Raw genomic sequence first — 22,090 nt, forward strand, 5'->3', positions numbered from 1 at the left:
ATCGAGAGCACAAAAAATCGATGCGCCGACATGGATGACCCGCTAACGGAACGAGATATTCAGGCTTTTGCGGACGGAAGCCTGCCGCCTGCGCGCGCCGCGCGAGTCGGGCGCTATCTCGACGCGCGTCCGGGCGAGGTGCAACGGGTCGCGTTTTATCGTCATCTGAACCGGCGGATGCCGAACGTTTTCGATCGGGTCTCGGCGCATCACCGGCATGAATCGCCTGGAGCCCGCCCGCCGGCAAGAAGCGTGCTGCGCAATACCCTGCTCGTTGCATGCTCTGCTCTGGCCGTCGCCGGTTGGTGCGCCGCCGCCCATGTATCAGCTGACATGCTCGATGCGTCGGCGGTCATGGCATTGACGGAGACATCCAGCCCCCACGGCACCAGTGCGCCCCCGCTCGTCTCGCACGACCCTTACTTCACCGAACTCACGCCGGTCGGCCTCGAACTGGTTGCGACGAAGCTGCGTCGTGCGGGATCATTCGCCCATATCGACGAGTTCGACTACCGGAACGCCGACGGCGACGCCGTGATCCTGCTCACGGCGCGGGCGCCCTTCGCCGGCGAGGAGCCACATTGGAGTGCGCAGCGGGTGGGCGACATCCGCCTGCTCTCATGGACGACGGGCGGCAAGCGATACGCGCTCGCCGGCCGCGCCGGCACGCACGGACTCATGCGCGCGGCCGACGCCTTGACGATGACGGCGCAAAGGGCGCAATGAAATGCGCGTATCGCCGTTCACCGCATCGGGCGCGCCGCGCAACATACGACGGATAACGCAATGGACATCCGCGACGAACTGATGGAACACATCCCGAGGCTGCGCCGCTATGCGCGCGCGCTGCTCAACAATCGGGATCTCGCGGACGATCTGATCCAGGACACGATCGAACGCGCACTGTCGCGCGCGAGGATGTTCGAAGCGGGCACCGATCTGCGCGCCTGGCTTTTCACCATCATGCATAACGTGTTCGTGAATCAGGTGAGCAAGGCGTCGGCACGTGCGGTGCACGTGTCCGTCGACGATGACACCACGAGCGAAACCGACATCACCGTGCCGGGCAATCAGCTCGGCTCGCTCGAAATGCGCGATCTCGACTTTGCATTGCAACGTCTGCCCGCCGAACAACGCGCAGTCGTTCTGCTCGTCGGATTGGAAGAAATGAGCTATGCGGAAGTAGCGATGGCGCTCGATATTCCCGTGGGCACGGTGATGTCGCGGCTTTCCCGTGGCCGTGAACGGCTGCGTGCATTGATGGCAGGCGCGCAACCCGATGCGAAGTTGAAGGTGGTGCGATGAGCGACCAACAGGCTCCGATCAGCGAAGAAGACATTCACGCCTACGTCGATGGCGCGCTCTCGGCAGAGCGCCGCGCGCAGGTCGAACGTGCAATCGAACTCAATCCGGCGCTGGCCGCGCGAGTGAGCGATTACTTCTCGCTCAACAACATGTTCCATGAGCGATACGATCGCGTGCTCAACGAGCCCGTGCCCGCACGCCTGCGCACGCTGAAGAAGCAACGCTGGTTCAGCGCCGCGAACTGGCCGCAATTCGCCGGCATGGCGGCGGCGCTCGTGCTGGGCATCAGCATTGGCATCGGCGCGAACATGGGGAAGGATGCGGTGTCGCTCACGGGAACGAGCACGTCGAACGCGAGCGCCGTCAGTGCGAACGGCGTCGAGGGCATGGCGCGACAGGCCGCGATCGCGCATGTGGTGTATATGCCTGCCGTCGATCGGCCGGTCGATATCGGCAAGGACCGCGAACAGGACTTCGTTCAGTACCTTTCGAACAGGCTCGGCACGGATGTGCATCCGCCCATGCTCACGAAAAGCGGCTTCGAGCTGATGGGCGGACGCATCCTTCCAGGCGACGACGGCCCTGTCGCGCAGTTCATGTATCGCGATGCCAAGGGCGAGCGCGTGACGCTATGCATCTCGCATCGCAAGACGAGGTCGAACACCACTGCGTTCAAGCTGTATCAGGACGGACCCGTGAATGTCTTCTACTGGATCGATGGCGATTTCGGTTACGCGCTGTCGGGCGGCATCGATCGCAAGGTGATGCTCGAACTCGCGCACGACGTCTATGCGCAACTGACGCCATCGACGCCAGGCTGATCGCTCATTCCGATGACATGCCCTGCCTCGTCAGGCCGGACCAGCGGCTGCGTACGGCGGGCAGGCGCGCTTCTGCCTGCCCGCGCGGCAGCTTGCGACATTCGACATGCATGCCCCGCGACGGCGCCGCGGCCACGAACTTCTCGATCTCCTCGCGCACATCCGGGTCGATATAGTCGGCTCTCGACGCGTCGAGAATGACCGTCGCGCCATCGGGAATCGCGCGCAGATGATGCTTGAGCGTCACCTTGGCGAGAAACGACACGTCCTTGCGAAACGAAAGAAGGTAATGATCGTCGTGCTGCGCGATGGCGATCGGACGCCTGAGATTGGCGCGCACCGCAAGCGCCAGGCTGCATGCGATGCCGAGCAGGATGCCCATCAGCAGATCGGTCGCCAGGACGCCCGCAATGGTCGCGATGAACGGCGCAAAGCGTTCGATGCCCTGCCTCGCGACGTCGGCAAAGAGCGAAGGCTTGGCGAGCTTCAGGCCCGTGAAGATCAGGATGGCCGCAAGACACGCAAGCGGAATCAGGTTGATGACGCTCGTCAGCGCGAACACGCTCGCGAGCAAAAGCGCGCCATGCACGAACGAAGACCAGCGGCTCTGCGCGCCCGCATGCACATTCGCGGAACTGCGCACGATGACCGACGTAATCGGCAACGCGCCGATCGCACCGGCCATCATGTTGCCGATGCCCTGGGCCTTCAGTTCACGGTCCGGATGCGCCGTGCGCTTCTTCGGATCGAGCTGCTCCACCGCTTCGAGGCTGAGCAGCGTCTCGAGACTCGCGACGATCGCGAGCGTCAATGCAAGCCGCCATACATCGGGATTCACGAACTGCGAGAAGTTCGGCAACTCGAGCGCATTCGTGAACGCGGAGAGCGATTCGAGCGAAGGCAGCGCCACGCGATGCTGCGCGGGCGGCGCGAAGCCGGGCGCGAACAGATCGAGCAAAAGCGTCATGCCGATACCGAACGCGACCACGGCGAGCGGCGCAGGCACCGCGCGCACCAGCGCGAAGCGACGCATCGCGCGCGTCTCCCAGCCTGCGAGCATTGCGAGCGATACGACCGCCACCGCGCACGCCGCAACCGATACCGGGCCGAACGGCGTGCCGAGCATGCCGGGGCCGCTCGCGGCCGGCGCGCCGTTATTGGCAAAGCCCGCTGCAAGCGGAATCTGCTTGATGACGAGCAGAAGGCCGATGGCGGCCAGCATGCCCTTGATGACCGACGAAGGGACGTAGGCCGCGAAGCGCCCCGCCTTCAACATGCCGAAGCCGAACTGGATCGCGCCCGAGAGCAGCACCGCGAGCAGGAACGCGGAGAAGCTGCCGAGCCCCGCGATGCCGTCGACGACGATCACGATGAGGCCCGCGGCCGGCCCGCTTACGCTCAAATGCGAGCCGCTCAGCAAGGCGACGACCAGACCGCCGATGATCCCGGACAGCAGCCCGGCGAACGGCTCGACGCCCGATGCATTGGCGATGCCGAGACATAACGGCATCGCGACGAGAAACACGACAGTGCCCGCAAACAGATCGCGCGGGAAAGTGGCAAGACGATTAGCGGAGTTCATGATTTTTTTGCACGAGTGGGCGCCTGCGAGCGTCGCTTTAGCGACATCGCATGGAATGGCAATCGATCGGAAAGTTGGACGCTCTAGACCGTTTCGAGCGATGCGGACGTCAGGTGCGCGCCGCCTTGCGTATCGCGCGCATCGTCGTAGCCGGAGGCCAGCACTTTGATGTGGCCGTCATGGAGGCCGAAAATCCAGCCGTGCACGAGCGGAGGTTCGTCGCGATCACGCACGATGGACGTGTGACGCAACAGCCGCACTTGCTCGAGCACATTAAGCTCGGCCAGGCGATTCGCGCGGGCGTCGAGCTCTGCAAATGCGTCGAGCTCTTCGCGATGCCGCGCGCCCAATGCGCATAGCGGCGCGATATGGCGATTCACGTGCGGCAAGTCGCTCGACAACGGCAGGAGTGAGGCGCGCACGCCGCCGCATCCGTAATGGCCGCACACGATCACGTGATCGACTTTCAGCACGCGCACCGCATATTCCAGCACGCTCATCGTATTGTCGTCGGAAGGAGAGAACAGATTGGCGATGTTGCGATGGACGAAGAGATCTCCGGGATTCGCGTTCGTGATGGTCTCGGCCGGGACGCGGCTATCCGAGCAGCCGATCCAGAGCACCTTGGGGCTTTGCCCTTGCGCTAACCGCGGGAAAAATTGCGCATCGGCATGCGCGGTCTCGCGCGCCCAGGCAATGTTTTCCAATAGCATTCGTTTGGGTCGATTCATGCATTTCTCTCCGGAAACAGACAGCGCGCCTTTGATGCCGACGCAAGTAGTACTCGAATAAGGACCGCATCTGCATTGCATGCGGCGCGTTTCTTACGAATTACTTTCGCAGAAAAAGTTCAGGCGCGTCCAGAGAAAAAAATCGGCTTGGCGAATATGCCTTTGCAGATGAGCCGATCACTCTATTTATTGCAATGCGTGCACGCGAATGATGCATGCGATCTTCCGGTTTGATTTCAGCCTGAACGTCGCGCTTACGGCGTCTGTTAATCTTTGCGCTCATCTTTCGCTCCATGTTCAGCCCCGAGAGCCATGAACGATCAAGCAGCAAGCATCGATATGACGCGTTTCGCCGAATTGAATTGCGGCGCCTATCCTGTGCGCATCGAATATCGATGGCTCAACCCCGAGCGGGTCGATGCGCCCATCGCCGTGTTCCTGCATGAAGGCCTCGGTTCGATCGCGCTATGGAAACGATGGCCGCAAACGCTGTGCGATCGCCTGAATTGCCGGGGGCTCGTATATTCGCGGCCGGGTTATGGACGCTCGACGCCACGTCAGGCGGGAGAGAAGTGGCCGGCGAGCTTTCTGCATCATCAGGCACAGGACGTTTTGCCCGCATTGCTCGATGCGCTCGGCATCGATGCGCGGGAACGCTCGCGCATGTGGCTCATCGGTCACAGCGATGGCGGCACGATCGCCCTGCTCTATGCGAGCGCGTTCCCCAACGCATTGGCCGGTCTGGCGATCATGGCGCCGCACGTGTTCGTCGAAGCCATGACGGTGCAGGCCATCGCGGAGACGAGAACCACCTATGAAACCACTGCGCTAAGGGACAAGTTGCGGTCCTATCACGACGACGTGGATTCGGCTTTCTACGGATGGAACGACGCGTGGTTGAATCCCGAGTTCCTGCATTGGGACATCACGGGAGAGATTGCGCCGATCCGCCGTCCCTTGCTCGCCATTCAGGGACGCGACGACGAATATGCATCGATGCTTCAGATCGACAAGATCAAGGGGGCCGTCCCGCAGACGCAACTCGTCAAGCTGTCGCACTGCGGACATTCGCCGCATCGCGATGCGGCCGATGCAGTCAACAATGCGATTGCCGCATTCGTGGCGACGCATCGCGACTGATGCTCAGGCGTTTGTCAACGCTCTCGTGCGTTCGCTGACGCTAGAGCCGCCAAGCAGCCAATGCATCGAGCACGAAATCGGCGCGCGCGGCAACGTCGGTCTTTGGAAGCATCGAGACGTCATAACCTAGCTTCCGATACGCGCTCACGAGGCGAACATATTCATCGTGCGCGCTTTGAAATTCGTGTCTGCGCTCGTCGTCCTGAACGAAGATTTCGGGCCACGGCGGCGTCATGAACACATGCCGGTGGTACGCATCCGCAAGACCGGGCGCGCTCAGGTAAGGCTTCCCGCTCAGATGTTCCAGACCTGAGGCGGCGTCGATCAGTCCGCGATCGAAAAATACCCATTTCCGCGCCTCGCTGAACGAGGCGCGATCGGCGTGGGCCATGTCGATCGCGCGATGCAGGAACGCGCTCATGTCGAGCCATGGCAACGCATTTCCGTCGTGCTGCATTTCGGCTTGCACGATGCGTCGTCCCGGCTCCTCCACGGTTGCGAAACCGCGGCGGGAAAGCTCGGCCAGAAGCGTCGACTTGCCTGCGCCAGAACAGCCCGAAACCACTACGAACCTGTTCATCGTTCATTCCCGGCCAGGCCTGAGCGCCGGCTGGACCGGCAAGTGCTGCTGGAGCGTGATAGCGTAAATCGATATTTCAGGGAGAAAACGCATGCTGCTCTCCGACGAAGAACTGGCCCGCCTGCAATCCGTCGCGCCCTTTCTGCAAAGCGAAGCGCGCGCGGCGCTAGAGAACGAAGCGCAATATGAAGTGACGATGGAACTCGAAACGCATCTGCAGCCGGGCCTGCGCATACGCGCGCCGGATTCGCCCGAAACGACCGCGGACCCCGATGCGCCGCCCTATGCGATCGATCTGTTCGTGGGCTTGCCGTTGAACGAGTTGCGCGCGCTGTCTCATGCCGACGACGCCACGCGCGAAGCCGCGTTAGCGCGCTTCGGCGCGCACTTTTCGCCACGCCTGTTGCGTGCGATTGCGAAGAGGATGCCGCACGAGATCGACCTGAATGCCGGCGTGCAAAGCGAGGCGAGCACGCTGTCAGTCATGCTGGACGAAGATTAGCCAGAAGGATAGGCCTGGCTCAACTCGCGTCCGCGGTCTTCGGCGACCCTTCATGTGCGCGCCGCAACCGCTCGCGGCTGTTCGACAGATGCATGCGCATGGCGGCGCGCGCCGCTTCGGGGTCGCGTCGCTCGATTGCATCGTAGATATCCTCGTGTTCGCGATTCACGCGATCCAGATAGCTGCCCGGATCGTTGTGCGCGAGCGCGGCAGAGTTGACGCGCGTGCGCGGGATGATCGTATTGCCGAGCTGGCTGAGGATGCTATGGAAATAGCGGTTGCCCGTAGCCTTGGCGAGTTCGAGATGAAACGCGACATCGGCGGCGACCGCGTTGCCTTCGCCGGCTTCGATCAGCCGCTCGAATTCGTCGAGCGCGCGACGCATCTGCGCGAGGTTTTCATCGGTGCGGCGCACGGCCGCGAGCCCGGCCGCTTCCGCTTCGAGACTGATGCGCAGTTCCAGGATCGCCATCACGTCGCGCACGGTGAGGTCGCCCGCGGCCTCGATCTGGAAACGATCCTGATCTGTCGCTTCCAGTACGAAGGTGCCGATGCCGTGACGCGTATGCACGAGGCGCGCCGCCTGCAGCCGCGAAATGGACTCGCGCACGACCGTGCGGCTCACGCCGAGCTGCGCCATGATTTCCGATTCCGTCGGCAGCTTGTCGCCAGGCTGAAGCGCGCCGCTGCGAATCCGCTCCGACAACTCGGCGACGACTTCCTCGGTGAGATTGCGAGAGCGGCGCAGCGCGCCGGACGAGAGTGCTTGGGACATTGAAAGGCCGATCGTGATTGTGCTCGATCGCCCATTATAGGGCGGGGGACAGCTTGTACGATGACTATCGATGGTGCGGGCATTTTGAATGCATGGAACCGCGCGGTCGGCGGTGCGGGACTCCGCGAATCCATCGGATCCCGCGTCGTCCGCCCGGAAAAGACAAGGCGAAAAAACCTTCGACATCCTATGATTAGGGACACAACAAACCGTTGAAAAACCGTTTCTTGCGGCGTAAAGTTCAAGTATCGCATGAAGTGAATACTCGCCCGCCAGGCGGCATCGGTCCGTGCGCCGGCTGCGTCCGTTCGCGTGAATTTCGGGACGTTCGCTTCATCGTCAGGCTCGCGAATCCTCGTCCGCATCCGTTGGATTCACCATCTTCTCGCGCGCTCGCGAGCCCGAGCAGCGGCACACCGGTTCGTCGCACCGTGCGTGGTTATGTGTCCTTCCGCGCACCTCTCGTGCATTTCACTCCTCTCGGGACGACAACCGGTGTACACCCGTCTTCACATTCGCGGCGTTCACGGCGATACTGAAACGCGGCATCGAGGGTTGCAGGCAAGGAGACGAGCAATGATGCGTGAAGTAAGCGGAGCGTTTTTCAGCTCCCGTAAGCTGGATGAAGCACTCGACGATTTACGCGCGGAGGGCATCACGGGTGATCGGGTCCGTGTGGCCAGCATGAGCGGTTTTGCCGATTTTCGTTCTTCGGAGATACAGAGCGCCAGCTTGCAGACACAGTGGATCGCGGCCGAATACGCCGGACACGGCGAGCATCTCGGCGTGGTCGATACTCACGAGTACCCGTTCGGTCTCGAAGTTTCCGGCGAAGACATACTGCCCGCGTTCGGCGCCGACGGTGGCGATGCGGACGTCGTTTGCGGCATCACGCGCGTGATCGTCAGCATCCGCGACGAAGCCGAGATGCGCGCGGTATGCGACATCTTCTCCCGGCTCGGTACCGACGATATCGACGTGGAAGGCGCTTCAGCCTGACCCTCACGGATGAAATGGGCGTGGGCGCCCTTGTGCGTCGCCGCGCGCGTCGCTTCTTCTTTTGCCTGAAGTAAAGCCCTGGCGCGTGCTGCCAGCCGTGGGCGCGTCGTCGCCTCCCGATTTCCCCATCGCCCCGCACGAAACATCTATCGTCACGCCTGCCATCAGCGCATGTAAAACCGGCGAGCGGCCTCGGTGTGCATTTTGCATTCAGGATGCGTAACGCAAAGTTCCATCTGGAATATGGCATGCTGCATGCTCCTTTCGCACTTCTCCTGCGCTCGCCTCCGAGCCACCCTTCCCATGGATGTCCGCAAAGCCAGGTCCCAGGCAACCCCACATGACGGTGCTGCGAATGCATCGAGGGCAGGTTTCGTGCGCGTTCGGGGCGCGCGCGAGCATAATTTGAAAAACGTCGATGTCGATGTCCCGCGCGATGCCCTCGTCGTTTTTACGGGCGTGTCAGGTTCCGGCAAATCGTCGCTTGCATTCGGCACGCTGTACGCCGAGGCGCAGCGCCGCTACTTCGAATCCGTCGCGCCTTACGCGCGCAGGCTCATCGAACAGGTCGGCGTGCCGCAAGTCGATTCGATCGAAGGCTTGCCGCCCGCGGTGGCGCTTCAGCAGCAGCGCGGCGCGCCCAACGCGCGTTCGTCGGTCGGCAGCGTCACGACGCTCTCGAGCCTCGTGCGCATGCTGTATTCGCGCACCGGCAGCTACCCGCCGAAGCAGCCGATGCTTTACGCGGAGGATTTTTCGCCGAACACGGTTCAGGGCGCATGTCCCGTATGTCACGGGCTCGGCCGTGTCTACGAAGTCACGGAAAAGTCGATGGTGCCGGACGACTCGCTCACGATCCGCGAGCGCGCCGTCGCCGCCTGGCCGCCCGCGTGGCATGGGCAGAATCTGCGGGACATTCTGGTGACGCTCGGCTATGACGTCGACAAGCCGTGGCGCGACCTGCCGAAGAAGGATCGCGACTGGATCCTCTTCACAGAGGAGCAGCCGACCGTGCCCGTCTACGCGGGCCTCACGCCCAAAGAAACGCAGGCGGCGCTGAAGCGCGGCGCGGAGCCGAGCTATCAGGGCACCTTCACCGGCGCGCGCCGCTACGTGCTCCACACCTTCGCGCACACGCAAAGCGCGCTCATGAAAAAGCGCGTATCGCGCTTCATGATCGGCAGCGATTGTCCTGCCTGCCACGGCAAGCGGCTCAAGAAGGAGGCGCTGTCGGTGACGTTCATGGGCCTCGACATCGCCGAGTTCGCGCGTCTTCCGCTGAACCGGCTCGCCGATCTGCTCGGGCCCATCGCGCGCGGCGAATGGCCCGCGCACGACGATGCACCGACCGAGACGCTCACCAGGGAAGCCCGCCACGCCGCGACCGCACAGCGCGTCGCGGCCGGCGGCTCGGCGCACAAGGCCGCGCCCGACGTACGCCGCACGCCGAATCTCTCCGACGAAAAGCGCGCCGCCGCCGAGCGCATCGCCGCCGAATTGCTCGACCGGCTCGGCACGCTGATCGACCTCGGCTTGGGCTATCTGTCGCTCGATCGCGCGACGCCCACGCTCTCGTCCGGCGAATTGCAGCGCCTGCGCCTCGCGACGCAACTGGCGTCGCAACTCTTCGGCGTCGTGTACGTCCTCGACGAACCTTCCGCGGGCCTGCATCCCGCCGACAACGAAGCGCTCTTCGCCGCCCTGCAACGCCTGAAGGCCGCGGGCAATTCGCTCTTCGTCATCGAGCACGATCTAAATACGATGCGCCGCGCAGACTGGCTCGTCGATGTCGGTCCGGCCGCGGGCGAAGGCGGCGGTCATGTGCTCTACAGCGGGCCGCCGGCGGGACTCGCTTCGATCGACGCATCGCAGACGCGCAAGCACCTGTTCGCGCCGAAGGAGACGATCGAGCGTACCGTCCGCAAGCCGCGCGGATGGCTGCGGCTCGCGGGCATCACGCGCAACAACCTGCATGACATCGACGTTGCGTTTCCGCTCGGCGCTTTCACGACCGTCACCGGCATATCGGGCTCCGGCAAATCGAGTCTCGTGAGTCAGGCGCTGCCCGAGCTCGTCGCGGAGCACCTCGGACGCGCGCTGGACGACACGGAGGAAGACGAGCAAGACCCGCTCTTCTCGGCAGCCGATGCGCCCGCGGCCGGCCGCATCGTCGACGGCATGGAGACGATCCGGCGTCTCGTGCGAGTCGATCAGAAGCCGATTGGCCGCACGCCGCGTTCGAACCTCGCGACCTACACCGGTCTCTTCAATCATGTCCGAAAGCTCTTCGCGGACACGCCCGCCGCGCGCAAGCGTCGCTATGGCGCGGGACGTTTTTCATTCAACGTCGCGCAAGGACGCTGCCCGACATGCGAGGGCGAAGGCTTCGTGAGCGTCGAATTGCTGTTCCTGTCGAGCGTCTACACGTCTTGCGCGACGTGTCACGGCTCACGCTACAACCCGCAGACGCTGGAAATCGAGTGGCGAGGAAAGAACATCGCGCAAGTGCTCGACATGAGCGTCGATGCCGCATGCGATTTCTTCGCCGATGAGCCGAACGTGATGCGCGCGCTCGCGGTGCTGCGCGACATCGGTCTCGGCTATCTGCGACTCGGTCAGCCCGCCACCGAGCTCTCGGGCGGCGAGGCCCAACGCATCAAGCTGGCGACGGAACTGCAACGCGCACATCGCGGCGACACGCTCTATGTCCTCGACGAGCCGACGACGGGACTTCATCCCGCCGACGTGGACCGCCTGATGGCGCAATTGCAGGGACTGGTCGACGCGCGCAATACGGTGGTCGTCGTCGAGCACGACATGCGCGTAGCGGCGCTTTCCGATTGGGTCATCGACATCGGTCCCGGCGCGGGCGAGGACGGTGGCAGGATCGTCGCGGCGAACACGCCCGGCAGGGTCGCGAAACATGTCACGAGCCGCACCGCCCGTTATCTGAAGGAAGCGCTGGGAGGTTGAACGAGAGAGAAGCGCGCGGCAAACATTACTTCGCGCGCAGCGTCAGGCAGCGCGGCGTGGCGGCATTCCTTGCCGATATGCTTCATCGAATAGCGCTTCGAGACCCGCATGCGCGCCGCGCAATGCATCGACCACGCGCTTCGCCCACTCGAAATACTCGCGCTTTCTTTCGTCGCTCCAGTCCGCGGGCGGCATCGTCGCGATGTCACGCAGATTGCAGATCTTGTCCGCAAGCTTGACGAGCTTCGCGCGATGACCGACATGCGCCGCATGCTCGATCTGCAGCCGCTTGCGCTCGGCCTTCGGCAAGGACTTGTCGTCGGTGACTTCCGCGACGATATGCGCAACCTCCTCACCGAACCATCGCACGAGTTCATCGTGTGACGTATCGGTGTCTTCGATCGTATCGTGCAGCACGGCCGCGAGCAGCACGCGCTCGTCGTCGATGCCGGCTTCGTTGGCGAGCACATCGGCGAGTGCGATCGGATGATTGATGTACGGCGATGCCTCCGCGTCCTTGCGGCGCTGATTGCGATGTTTGTCCGCGGCAAACGCGAAGGCGCGAATCAGTTGATTCATCGGATGGTCTCCAGCTCGATGCGCCGAACGACGCTCATCGATATTGTAGGCGACGGCTGCAACGCTCCGCGTTCACCACCAGCCGATCCATCGCAACAGATGAAAGCGCACGATCCCGAGCAGCTCGCGCAGCGCGCTGTTCGAATCGATCCATCCTTCGGGATGCGGCACCCACCATGACTTTGGATTACGTATGAATGCAACTACGGGCTGTGGATGCAGGTCGAACGCCTCGAAGGCCAGCAACGCACGTCGCATGTGCAACGATGAAGTAATCAGCACGGAAGTGTCGTATTGGCGCGACCGTAGGATCTTCTCCGTATTGCGCGCGTTCTCGTATGTGTCGAGACTTTTGTCTTCGAGGATCAGATCCGAACGCTTCACTCCCCTGTCGACGAGCAAAGCTCCATACAAATCCGCCTCGCTCTGCTCGTGATGTTGAGGGTTTCCGCCGCTCACGACGACGAGACATTCCTTCTCCATCTCGATGCAGCGCTTATAGAGCGAAGCGCCGAGATCGACACGGGTCATCGAATCGCCCATCGGAACCAAATGCCGATGACGATCGTATTGGGTCCCCCCGCCGAGCACGATGATCACCATGCGCGCGCCGAAGCGGGGATCGTTCATGGTGTCGTGGCCGAGGTTCGCGAGCCGCACGAGCGGCCCCGCGATCCAGCTTCCGAGCAGCCAGAACACGGCGCCGGCCACGAGGAAGATCGCGACACGCCGCTTCTTCCACACGATGAACAACGCGATGAACATGAGCAGCAGGCAGATCAGTACCAATTACCTCACCTGAAACGATAAGTTTTCAAACACCTTGCAGCCTCGCATATTTCTTGCAAGGTACGGCGCGTGCTACACGCAGGAGTTACTGCATGACGGGTTTGCCACGGCAGGGGCCAGTCTGCAGGAATTGCACAGATGGAAGCGTGCCTGATGTCGCACAAAGAGCCTCTTCGTTCATCGAAGCTCACCGTGCGCCATCGCACGGACGCGTGGGCCTCGTAATTCGTTAAATACGATCAAACAACAACGACGACGGTGCGTGCGAGGGCTCTCGTGAAATCGTCTTCACGAGAAGTGAACAACACCACCGCCATTTCGCCCCGGACCGAAGCGACATTCGATAAGAACTCATCGTCGCCCTCCGGATTCACTGCACCGCTGGCCGGGTACAAAGGAATACACAGACAATGAAAACTGAATTGCGCCGCATCCTCGCTGAGTCCGCTCGACTCGACATGCCCATCGACACGCTCTCCGACAGCGCCGATCTCTACGCCGCAGGTCTTTCCTCGCTCGCCACGGTTCATGTGATGCTCGCGATCGAGGACGAATTCGGCATCGAGATCCCCGATCACATGCTCACGCGCCGGCTCTTTTCGAGCGTCGATTCGCTCGCCGCCGCCGTCGACGAACTGCGTCGTTCGCAGGCGGCAGCATGAATGCCCCCGCGCAGGAGCAGGAAGCAGCGGAGCTCGCGCAAAGCGCGCACGCGCGCAGCGAGAGCGAGCTGATCGAAGCCGCGAAGCGCGTCGCCGCCATTGCAGCGAAGCACGCCGATGCAGTGGACCGGGAAGCGCGCTTTCCCGCTGAGGCCGTCACCGCGATGCGCGAAGAACGGCTCTTTTCCGCGATGGTCCCGGCCATTCATGGCGGGGACGGCCTCTCGCTCACCGGCGTGGCTCGCCTGTGCGAAGCGATCGCGCAAGGCTGTGCATCATCCGCGATGATCTATGCAATGCATCAGAGCCAGGTCGTGTGCATCGTCGATCATGGCGTGAGCGTGCCCTGGCAGCGCGAGTTTCTTGCGCGCCTGGTGAACGAGCAATTGCTGCTCGCATCGGCGACGTCGGAGGAGAACATCGGCGGCAACATGCGCACGAGCGCCTGCGCGGTCGATCTCGTCGATAACGCGTTTCGCATCGAGAAGCTCGCCCCGACCATTTCGTACGGCACGTATGCGGATTGCATTCTCGTGACGGCGCGCCGTCATCCTGATGCGCCGCCGTCCGATCAGGTGCTGATCGTCGCGCCCCGCGATAAGCTCACGCTCGAGCCGCGCGGCACGTGGGACACGCTCGGCATGCGCGGCACATGCAGCGAAGGGCATCGTCTGGTCGCGAGCGGCGTTGCCGAGCAGATCCTGCCCGCGCCGTTCTCGAAGATCGCCGACGAAAGCATGCTGCCCGTGTCGCATACCTTGTGGTCGTCGGTGTGGTGCGGCGTCGCGAGCGATGCGGCGAACCGCGCGCATCAGTTCTTCCGCAATCAGGCACGCGGCAAACCCGGCGCGTTGCCGCCCTCGGCCGCGCGGCTTGCGCAAGTGCTCACGCTCATCAAGATGATGCAGGCGCGTCTGCGCGATTCGCTCGCCGCCGTCGAAGCGGCCAGCGCCGCACGCAAGACGAGCCAGAGCGACGACGACACGCCGCTCACGGCGTCGATCGGCATCAACGCGGATCTGAACATGCTCAAGCTCGCGATCTCGCAATCGGCGGTGCATGTGGTGCAGGAGACGCTGATGATCTGCGGCATGGCCGGCTACAAGAACGACACGCCGTTCAGCGTGGGACGCCATCTGCGCGATCTGCATTCGGCGCCGCTCATGATCAGCAACGACCGCATCGAACTGAACACGGCGAATCTGCTGCTCGCGCAGCGCGCCGCAACGGGAACCCTTTGACGATATGAACATGCCGACAGAACAGGCCGCCATGATGCCGGCCGATGCACAAGCACAAACACAAGAGACTCGGGCACCGTATGACAAATCGGACGTGACCTTGCGCGATCGCCTGATCGAGGCCGGCATTCTGCTCGACACCGGGGAAGACGGCCTGTATGGCCGCAGCGAAGTATTCGAGGACATCGTCGAGCGCCTGAATCAGGCGATCACCATGCTCGGCGCCGATCAGCACGCGGAAGTGCTGCGCTTTCCGCCCGCGATGCGCCGCCGCGACTTCGAGGACAGCGAGTATCTGAAGAGCTTCCCGAATCTCGCGGGCACGATCCACTCCTTCCAGGGCAATGACCGCGGGCATCATCGCCTGCTCGAGGCGCTCGACAAGATCGTGCATATCGGTGAGGACGAAGAGCGTTCCGACGAATGGATGGATCAGCAGAAGCCCACGCGGCTCGTGCTCACGCCCGCCGCCTGCTATCCGATCTATCCGCTCGTCGCGAAGCGCGGCAAGCTCGCCGGGGACGGCGCGATCTTCGACGCGTTCTCGTACTGCTTCCGTCACGAACCGTCCATCGATCCGGGCCGCATGCAGATGTTCCGCATGCGCGAGTACATCCGCGTCGGCAGTCCCGAACAGGTGATGGCGTTCCGTCAGAAGTGGATCGAGCGCGGCTCGCTGCTCGTGCAGCTTCTGGAGCTGCCCTTCGAGATCGATCTCGCCAATGATCCGTTCTTCGGGCGCGGCGGCAAGATCGTCGCCGACAGCCAGCGCGAGCAGCAGCTCAAGTTCGAACTGCTGGTGCCGGTGGCGACGCCCGACCGTCCGACCGCTTGCCTGTCGTTCAACTATCACCAGGACCACTTCGGCGAGCTGTGGAACATCCGCCAGGCCGACGATCAGGTTGCGCACACCGCATGCGTCGGCTTCGGCATGGAGCGCACGACGCTCGCCCTCTTCCGCCATCACGGCCTCGATGTCAACGCATGGCCCGCGGGTGTGCGCCAACTGCTCTGGGGCGACCAGACACCGCTCATCGAGCAAGGGCTCGCGAACCTGGGAAACAAGGCATGAACGCACGATCGCCGGCAGATGCCGTGACCGACACGTCCACGCCCGCGGAGAGCGAATACCGCCAGCACGCGCTGCATCGCGACGAGCGCGTGTGGCTGGAGACGAACTGCTATGTCGACCTGTGGATCGAGCTGCTGCATCACTATGGCTGCGATCCGCATGCGGCACTCAGTTTCACCGTGACGCAAGCGTTCGAGGGCGATCAGTTCACGTTCCCGAAGTTCTCGCTCGACGATATCTCGAGGCTCTACGGCCTGCAGGCGCAGGAGCTCGCGATCTACGACACGGTGGAAGCGCACGTGCGCGAGCAGACGCGGCGCGGGCAGATGGTGGTCGTGGAAGTGGACTCGTTCTGGCTGCCCGACACGCGCGCGACCGCCTACCGGCAGACGCATACGAAGACGACCATCGCAATCGACGCCATCGACACCGAAGCGAAGCGCATCACGTACTTCCACAACGCGGGGTACTTCTCGCTATCGGGCGAGGACTACGACGGCGTGTTCCGTCTCATGCCCGACCTCGCAAGCGACGTGCAGGCGCTCTTCCCGTATGTCGAGTTCGTGAAGCGCGCGCGTGCGCCGCTCGAGGGCGAAGCCCTGGTGCAACGCTCGGTCGAACTGCTCGCGCTGCGGCTCGTGGATCGTCCGGCAACGAATCCGGTCGCGCAATGGCGCGCGGCATTTCCCGAGCATCTGCGCGCCCTGCTCGAACGCGACCCCGCGTACTATCACCTCTACACGTTCAACGTGATGCGTCAGCTCGGCTCGAACTTCGAGTTGCTGTCGAACTATCTCGGCTGGCTGAACGATCACGGCGTGGAAGTGGCAAGCGAGATCCAGTCGAGCGCTCATGCGCTTGCGAGCGAAGCGATGGTCATGCAGTTCCGTCTCGCGCGCGCCCGCATGCGTTCGCGTTCCGATCCGTGCGAGGATTGCCTCGCCTCGATGCAGGCGTCCTACGACAAGGTCATCGAGCCGCTCGCCGCGCGCTTCCTTTGAAGGCCGCAGCCGCGTCGTCGTGACGCGGCTGCGGTATCGTTCTCCCTTTCCATCCACGAGGAAGACTCATGCTCGTCTCGCTCGCGCACGCGCCGCGCCGTCTTGCCGAAGGCTGGCAATGCGTGAGCACGCCCGCGGGCGCCTGCGCGACGCCGGCCTCGCTCGATACGTTCACGCAATGGATCGACGCACCCGTGCCCGGCACGATCGCATCGGCGTTGCGTGCTTCGGGGGTCAACGACGAAGCGCTCGCGCAGCCGTTCGCGCATTCGGATCACTGGTATCGCGCGAAGCTGAGCGGTAACGGCAAGCGGCGCGTGCGCTTCAACGGACTCGCGACGATCGCCGAGGTATGGCTCGACGACCGCAGGCTGCTCGAATCGGATTCGATGTTCGTCGCGCACGATATCGATGTCGATCTGAATGGCGAGCACATGCTCCATCTGTGCTTTCGTTCGATCGCGCCCGCGCTCGCGGCCAGACGCGGACGCGCGCGCTGGCGTCCGAAGCTCGCGCAGCCCGCGACCTTGCGCAACGTGCGCACGACGCTGCTCGGTCATATGCCCGGCTGGTGTCCGGCGATTCAGCCTGCGGGACCGTGGCGCGCCATTGAACTGATCGGCGAATCGCAGGCTAGCATCGACAGGATCGACATGCGATCGAGCGTCGATGGAGACGACGGCATTCTGGATATCACCGTGCGCTTCTTTCACGCGCAGGAACCCGTGCCGGTCCGGATCGAATGCGGCGAAGCGCAAGGCGCCCTGCAATGGCAGGATGCCCATACGCTCACGGGCCGCGTACGCGTTGCGAATGTGCGCCTGTGGTATCCGCATACGCACGGAGAGCCGTCGCTCTACGCGGTGAGGCTCGGCGATATCGCGCTGGGCGATATCGGCTTTCGCACGATCGAAGTCGATCGCGGCGCGGACAATCAGGGCTTCCAGATCGTCGTGAACGGCGTGCCCGTGTTCGCTCGCGGCGCGTGCTGGACATCGGCGGATATCGTCGCGCTCGATGCGCCGCGCGACAGGCTCGATGCAATCTTCAAACTGATTCGCGACGCGGGCCTCAACATTGTCCGCGTGAGCGGCATCACGCTGTACGAATCGGATGCCTTCCATGAGCTCGCGGATCGATATGGCGTGCTCGTCTGGCAAGACTTCGCGTTCGCGAACTTCGACTATCCCGACGACGAAGCCTTCCGAAGCAGCGTGCAGCGCGAGGCCACACAATTTCTCGCGCGCACGCGGCGATTCGCATCGCTTGCAGTGGTTTGCGGCGGAAGCGAAGTCCATCAGCAAGCGGCAATGCTCGGTCTGCCCTTCGACGCCTATCAGCAGCGCCTCTTCACCGAGCTGTTGCCAGGCGCGGTCGCAGCGGAGCGGCCCGACGTCGCGTATGTCGTGAACTCGCCGAGTGCGGCGCCCGGCGATACGGTGTCGATGCCGTTCGGTACGCGCGGCGGCATCACGCATTACTACGGCGTGCCCGCGTATCAGCGCTCATTCGACGACGTGCGCCGCGCGCAGGTACGGTTCGCGTCCGAGTGTCTCGCGTTCGCCAACGTGCCCGACGATGTCGCGTTGCGTCTGTTGCCGAGTGCGCGAGCACATGAGCCGCGCTGGAAAGCCGGCGTGCCGCGCGATCCGGGCTCCGCGTGGGACTTCGACGACGTGCGCGAATATTATCTGCAGTCGCTTTATCGTCTGGATGTGCCGCGCTTGCGCTATGAAGATCCCGAACGTTATCTGGAGCTGTCGCGCGCCGTGGTCGCCGATGTGATCGGCGCGGTGTTCTCCGAATGGCGTCGCGAAGGATCGACATGCGCGGGCGGCATCGTATGGAATCTGCTCGACGTGCGTCCCGGCGCGGGCTGGGGCGTCATCGACGTGCTCGGCGCGCCGAAGAGCGCGCTGCATGGTCTCGCGCGCGTGCTTCAGCCGGTGCAGGCGCTGATTCTCGACGAAGGACTCGACGGCCTCGACGTGCATCTCGTCAACGAAACCGCACATGAGATTCGCGCACGCCTCGAACTGGCTTGCCTTCGCGAAGGCGCGGTCAAGGTCGCAGGCGGTGCATGCGATGTCGTGTTGCGGCCGCGCAGCGTGCAACGTATCACGTCGAACGCGCTGATCGGCGCGTTCTTCGATATCACGTATGCGTATCGCTTCGGTCCGCGCGCGCACGATGCGACGCACGTGGTCCTGCGGGACGCGGACACGGGCGCGGTGCTTTCCGAGGCGTTTCATTTCCCCGATCCGTCGATCGGCGAACGCCGGGATATCGGCCTGAACGTGACCGTCGAGAAAGAAGACGAGGGCTGGAGCCTGGTCGTCGAAACGGCGCAGCTCGCACGCTGGGTGCATGTCGTCGATCCGAACTACTTCGCGCGCATCGACTGGTTTCATCTTGCGCCGGGCGACACGCGGCGCATTTCCCTCGCCGCGCGGCACGCGAACGTACGCGCCGCGCCCGAGGGCGATGTGTGCGCCGTCAACGCCTCGCGTAGCGCGACGTATCGCGCATCATAGATCAGCGGCCAAAGGCTTCCGTTTCGACGCGCCGCCCCGTCAGAAAGGCATCGGCGACGAGACGCAGCGGGCGCACGTCGACATCGCTCGCGTTCGTTGCGATGAGTTCGTGGAAGCGCTCGTATAGCGCGGGATATTCGCGCTCCGGTCCGACATCGACCTCCCTGCCCGCGATGGAAAGCCGCCTGCCGCCTTCGCGCATCGACAGGCGCCCCGCATCCGTGTCGACATCGATGTCCCATTCCTCGACGGGACCGTGACGCCAGTCGAACATGGCGCGCACAGGCGCACCGTTCGTCGCGACGCAATCGAGCTCCGCCGCGATCGGCGTGAACGTATCGACCGGTACGGTGAGCGTGGCCGCGCGCAACGCCACTTCGTGCGGCAGGATGCGCGTGACGATGGAGAGCGCGTTGATGCCCGGATCGAACACGCCGAGACCGCCCGGCTCCCAGATCCATTGCTGGCCCGGATGCCAGCGCCGCACGTCCTCCTTCCAGCGCACCTCGACCGAGCGAATCGCGCCCGCGGCCTTCGATGCGAGCCATGCGCGCGCCGGCTGGACCGCGCTCGCCGCGCGCGAATGCCATGAAGCGAAGAGCGTGCAGCCGCATGCGCGCGCGATGTCATGCAGCGCTTCGACTTCGCTCACGCTCGCGCCCGGAGGCTTTTCCAGCATGACGTGCCTGCCCGCCTCGAGCGCGGCCAACGCCTGGGCGTAGCGCACTTGCGGCGGCGCGCACAGCGATACCGCATCGAGCGATGGTTCGGCGGCGAGCAGCGCATCGATGTCCCGATAGTTGCGCACGCCGTCGACACTCGCATTGCGGCTCGCGCACGCAACGAGTTCGAACCCCGGCTGCGCGGCGATGGCAGGCAGATGCTGATCGCGCGCGATCTTGCCGATACCGGCGATGCCGAGCTTATAAACCGCTTTCATACGATATCTCCCTTGCCTCCGAGCGTAAAGATAACGCTATTGTGCCAGCGCAACACGAGCGGATCAGCATGCTCCTGAACGACGACTCAATGCGAATGTCTCGGCACGGCCGCGCCACGCTTGCCGACGAGAAAGTCGAGATCGCATCCCTCATCGGCCTGCAGAACGTGATCGACGTAAAGCCGTTGATAACCGCCGTCGCCATGCACGCGCGGCGGTTCGTGATCGCTCATGCGGCGCGCGAGCTCTTCGTCGCCGATGTCGAGATGCAGCGTGCCCGCGTCGCAATCGAGCTCGATCCAGTCGCCGTCACGCACGGCGGCAAGCGGACCGCCCGCCGCGGCTTCGGGCGCGACGTGCAGCACCACCGTGCCGTACGCCGTGCCGCTCATGCGGGCGTCGGAGATGCGCACCATGTCCTTCACGCCCTGACGCAGGAGCTTGGGCGGCAAGCCCATGTTGCCCACTTCGGCCATGCCCGGATAACCCTTTGGCCCGCAGTTCTTCATCACGAGCACGGAGTCCTTGTCGACATCGAGCGACTCGTCGACGATGCGTTCCTTGTAGTGCTCCAGGTTCTCGAACACCACCGCGCGGCCGCGATGCCTGAGCAGTTCGGGCGTCGCCGCCGAAGGCTTGAGCACGGCGCCGCGCGGCGCGAGATTGCCGCGCAGCACGCGAATGCCGCCGTCCTCGATCAGCGGATTGGTCAGCTTGCGAATCACTTCGTCGTCGGTGATGGGCGCGGTCTTCACGTTCTCCCACAGCGACTTGCCGTTCACCGTCAGCGCATCCGGATGCGGAATGAGGTTCGCTTCTCCGAGACGCCGCAGCACGGCGGGCAAGCCGCCCGCGTAATAGAACTCTTCCATCAGGAAGCGGCCCGACGGCATCAGATCGACGATAGTGGGGGTATCGCGGCCGATGCGCGTCCAGTCCTCGAGTTCGAGCGGCACGCCGATGCGCCCGGCGATCGCCTTCAGGTGAATGACCGCATTGGTCGAACCGCCGATCGCCGCGTTCGTGCGGATCGCGTTCTCGAATGCTTCGCGAGTGAGGATCTTCGAGAGCGTCAGGCCTTCGAGCGCCATCTCCACGATGCGGATGCCCGACATGTGCGCGAGCACGTAACGGCGCGCATCGACCGCGGGAATCGCGGCGTTGTGCGGCAACGAGGTGCCGAGCGCTTCGGCCATGCACGCCATCGTCGATGCGGTGCCCATCGTGTTGCAGGTGCCCGCGGAACGCGACATGCCCGCTTCGGCCGAAAGAAACTGATGCAGGTCGATCTCGCCCGCCTTCAGCGATTCGTGCAGTTGCCACACGGCCGTGCCCGAACCGATGTTCTTGCCATCGAGCTTGCCGTTCAGCATCGGGCCGCCGGTCACGACGATCGCGGGCACATCGCAGCTCGCCGCGCCCATCAGAAGCGCGGGCGTGGTCTTGTCGCAGCCGGTGAGCAGCACGACCGCATCGATGGGATTGCCGCGAATCGCTTCTTCGACGTCCATCGCAGCGAGATTGCGCGTGAGCATCGCGGTCGGACGCAGGTTCGATTCGCCGTTGGAAAACACCGGAAACTCGACGGGAAAGCCGCCCGCCTCGTACACGCCGCGCTTCACGTGCTCCGCGACCTTGCGAAAGTGCGCGTTGCACGGCGTGAGTTCCGACCACGTATTGCAGATGCCGATGATCGGCCTGCCGTCGAACTCGTGATCCGGAATGCCCTGGTTCTTCATCCAGCTTCGATACATGAAGCCGTTCTTGTCGTTGGTGCCGAACCATTGCGCTGAGCGCAGCTTGGGCTTGGATGCGGCCATCGGTCTCTTCCCTGTCAGATTCGAATCCGGCGGAGTTTAAGCGT

At 63.6% G+C, this 22,090-nt stretch carries 21 protein-coding genes; 12 read left to right on the plus strand and 9 right to left on the minus strand.

Annotated elements, in window-relative coordinates; genetic code table 11:
• The first annotated feature begins 30 nt into the window (after positions 1 to 30).
• From AWB83_RS20580 to AWB83_RS20590, 3 genes are read left to right on the plus strand one after another with little or no spacing between them, the layout of a single operon-like run.
• Positions 31 to 726: an anti-sigma factor family protein gene (locus tag AWB83_RS20580; RefSeq protein WP_087047459.1), complete on the plus strand. Its 696-nt coding sequence runs from the start codon at positions 31 to 33 to the stop codon at positions 724 to 726.
• A gap of 60 nt (positions 727 to 786) precedes the next feature.
• Entirely contained in the window at positions 787 to 1,305 is a 519-nt protein-coding gene (locus AWB83_RS20585) for an RNA polymerase sigma factor (protein ID WP_087047460.1), read from the plus strand.
• The gene (locus tag AWB83_RS20590; RefSeq protein ID WP_087047461.1) at positions 1,302 to 2,126 is read left to right on the plus strand and encodes an anti-sigma factor family protein; all 825 of its coding nucleotides are present in this window, start codon (positions 1,302 to 1,304) and stop codon (positions 2,124 to 2,126) included. Before AWB83_RS20585 ends, AWB83_RS20590 begins: the two co-directional genes overlap by 4 nt.
• A 4-nt stretch (positions 2,127 to 2,130) precedes the next feature.
• On the opposite strand, the gene AWB83_RS20595 is transcribed toward AWB83_RS20590, so the two are convergent.
• From AWB83_RS20595 to AWB83_RS36520, 3 genes are all read right to left on the minus strand, one after another.
• On the minus strand, positions 2,131 to 3,708 hold the full coding sequence (locus AWB83_RS20595; protein WP_087047462.1) for a SulP family inorganic anion transporter: 1,578 nt from the start codon (positions 3,706 to 3,708) through the stop codon (positions 2,131 to 2,133).
• A gap of 83 nt (positions 3,709 to 3,791) precedes the next feature.
• Positions 3,792 to 4,439, minus strand: coding sequence for a carbonic anhydrase (locus AWB83_RS20600; RefSeq protein WP_087047463.1), 648 nt, complete (start codon positions 4,437 to 4,439; stop codon positions 3,792 to 3,794).
• Between the two features lie 100 nt (positions 4,440 to 4,539).
• On the minus strand, positions 4,540 to 4,722 hold the full coding sequence (locus tag AWB83_RS36520; protein WP_159463066.1) for a hypothetical protein: 183 nt from the start codon (positions 4,720 to 4,722) through the stop codon (positions 4,540 to 4,542).
• A 29-nt stretch (positions 4,723 to 4,751) separates the two neighbouring features.
• Here AWB83_RS36520 and AWB83_RS20605 point away from each other — a divergent pair, with 29 nt between their 5' ends.
• Positions 4,752 to 5,579, plus strand: coding sequence for an alpha/beta fold hydrolase (locus AWB83_RS20605; protein ID WP_087047464.1), 828 nt, complete (start codon positions 4,752 to 4,754; stop codon positions 5,577 to 5,579).
• Positions 5,580 to 5,619: 40 nt separating this feature from the next.
• On the opposite strand, the gene AWB83_RS20610 is transcribed toward AWB83_RS20605, so the two are convergent.
• Positions 5,620 to 6,159: an AAA family ATPase gene (locus AWB83_RS20610; RefSeq protein ID WP_087047465.1), complete on the minus strand. Its 540-nt coding sequence runs from the start codon at positions 6,157 to 6,159 to the stop codon at positions 5,620 to 5,622.
• Positions 6,160 to 6,250: 91 nt separating this feature from the next.
• Here AWB83_RS20610 and AWB83_RS20615 point away from each other — a divergent pair, with 91 nt between their 5' ends.
• The gene (locus AWB83_RS20615; RefSeq protein WP_087047466.1) at positions 6,251 to 6,661 is read left to right on the plus strand and encodes a hypothetical protein; all 411 of its coding nucleotides are present in this window, start codon (positions 6,251 to 6,253) and stop codon (positions 6,659 to 6,661) included.
• Positions 6,662 to 6,680: 19 nt separating this feature from the next.
• On the opposite strand, the gene AWB83_RS20620 is transcribed toward AWB83_RS20615, so the two are convergent.
• Complete coding sequence (locus AWB83_RS20620; protein ID WP_087047467.1) at positions 6,681 to 7,436, minus strand: FadR/GntR family transcriptional regulator; 756 nt, start codon at positions 7,434 to 7,436, stop codon at positions 6,681 to 6,683.
• Positions 7,437 to 8,012: 576 nt separating this feature from the next.
• On the opposite strand from AWB83_RS20620, the gene AWB83_RS20625 reads away from it, so the two are divergent.
• Entirely contained in the window at positions 8,013 to 8,435 is a 423-nt protein-coding gene (locus AWB83_RS20625) for a hypothetical protein (protein WP_087047468.1), read from the plus strand.
• A gap of 303 nt (positions 8,436 to 8,738) precedes the next feature.
• Entirely contained in the window at positions 8,739 to 11,408 is a 2,670-nt protein-coding gene (locus AWB83_RS20630) for an excinuclease ABC subunit UvrA (RefSeq protein ID WP_087047469.1), read from the plus strand.
• A 42-nt stretch (positions 11,409 to 11,450) separates the two neighbouring features.
• On the opposite strand, the gene AWB83_RS20635 is transcribed toward AWB83_RS20630, so the two are convergent.
• Both AWB83_RS20635 and AWB83_RS20640 read right to left on the minus strand, forming a co-directional pair.
• Positions 11,451 to 11,987, minus strand: coding sequence for an HD domain-containing protein (locus AWB83_RS20635; RefSeq protein WP_087047470.1), 537 nt, complete (start codon positions 11,985 to 11,987; stop codon positions 11,451 to 11,453).
• A gap of 72 nt (positions 11,988 to 12,059) precedes the next feature.
• On the minus strand, positions 12,060 to 12,776 hold the full coding sequence (locus AWB83_RS20640; protein WP_167389137.1) for a YdcF family protein: 717 nt from the start codon (positions 12,774 to 12,776) through the stop codon (positions 12,060 to 12,062).
• Positions 12,777 to 13,186: 410 nt separating this feature from the next.
• Between AWB83_RS20640 and AWB83_RS20645 the strand changes: the two genes are divergently transcribed.
• From AWB83_RS20645 to AWB83_RS20665, 5 genes are all read left to right on the plus strand, one after another.
• Complete coding sequence (locus tag AWB83_RS20645; RefSeq protein WP_087047471.1) at positions 13,187 to 13,438, plus strand: acyl carrier protein; 252 nt, start codon at positions 13,187 to 13,189, stop codon at positions 13,436 to 13,438.
• Positions 13,435 to 14,679, plus strand: coding sequence for an acyl-CoA dehydrogenase family protein (locus AWB83_RS20650; protein ID WP_087047472.1), 1,245 nt, complete (start codon positions 13,435 to 13,437; stop codon positions 14,677 to 14,679). Before AWB83_RS20645 ends, AWB83_RS20650 begins: the two co-directional genes overlap by 4 nt.
• Before the next feature lie 4 nt (positions 14,680 to 14,683).
• Positions 14,684 to 15,751 (plus strand): amino acid--[acyl-carrier-protein] ligase, encoded by a 1,068-nt coding sequence (locus AWB83_RS20655; protein ID WP_096059382.1) that lies wholly within the window; start codon positions 14,684 to 14,686, stop codon positions 15,749 to 15,751.
• The gene (locus tag AWB83_RS20660) at positions 15,748 to 16,752 is read left to right on the plus strand and encodes a DUF1839 family protein (RefSeq protein ID WP_087047473.1); all 1,005 of its coding nucleotides are present in this window, start codon (positions 15,748 to 15,750) and stop codon (positions 16,750 to 16,752) included. Before AWB83_RS20655 ends, AWB83_RS20660 begins: the two co-directional genes overlap by 4 nt.
• 68 nt (positions 16,753 to 16,820) lie before the next feature.
• Positions 16,821 to 19,286 (plus strand): glycosyl hydrolase 2 galactose-binding domain-containing protein, encoded by a 2,466-nt coding sequence (locus AWB83_RS20665; protein ID WP_087047474.1) that lies wholly within the window; start codon positions 16,821 to 16,823, stop codon positions 19,284 to 19,286.
• 1 nt (position 19,287) lies between these two features.
• Here the strand turns inward: AWB83_RS20665 and AWB83_RS20670 are convergent, their stop codons facing one another.
• Together AWB83_RS20670 and AWB83_RS20675 are read right to left on the minus strand one after the other, a co-directional pair.
• Positions 19,288 to 20,226, minus strand: a complete 939-nt coding sequence (locus AWB83_RS20670) for a Gfo/Idh/MocA family protein (RefSeq protein ID WP_087047475.1) — start codon at positions 20,224 to 20,226, stop codon at positions 19,288 to 19,290.
• A gap of 86 nt (positions 20,227 to 20,312) precedes the next feature.
• Entirely contained in the window at positions 20,313 to 22,046 is a 1,734-nt protein-coding gene (locus tag AWB83_RS20675) for an IlvD/Edd family dehydratase (RefSeq protein WP_087047476.1), read from the minus strand.
• Between the last annotated feature and the right edge of the window lie 44 nt (positions 22,047 to 22,090).

The organism is Caballeronia ptereochthonis, from assembly GCF_001545075.1.
GTDB classification, from domain to species: domain Bacteria; phylum Pseudomonadota; class Gammaproteobacteria; order Burkholderiales; family Burkholderiaceae; genus Caballeronia; species Caballeronia ptereochthonis.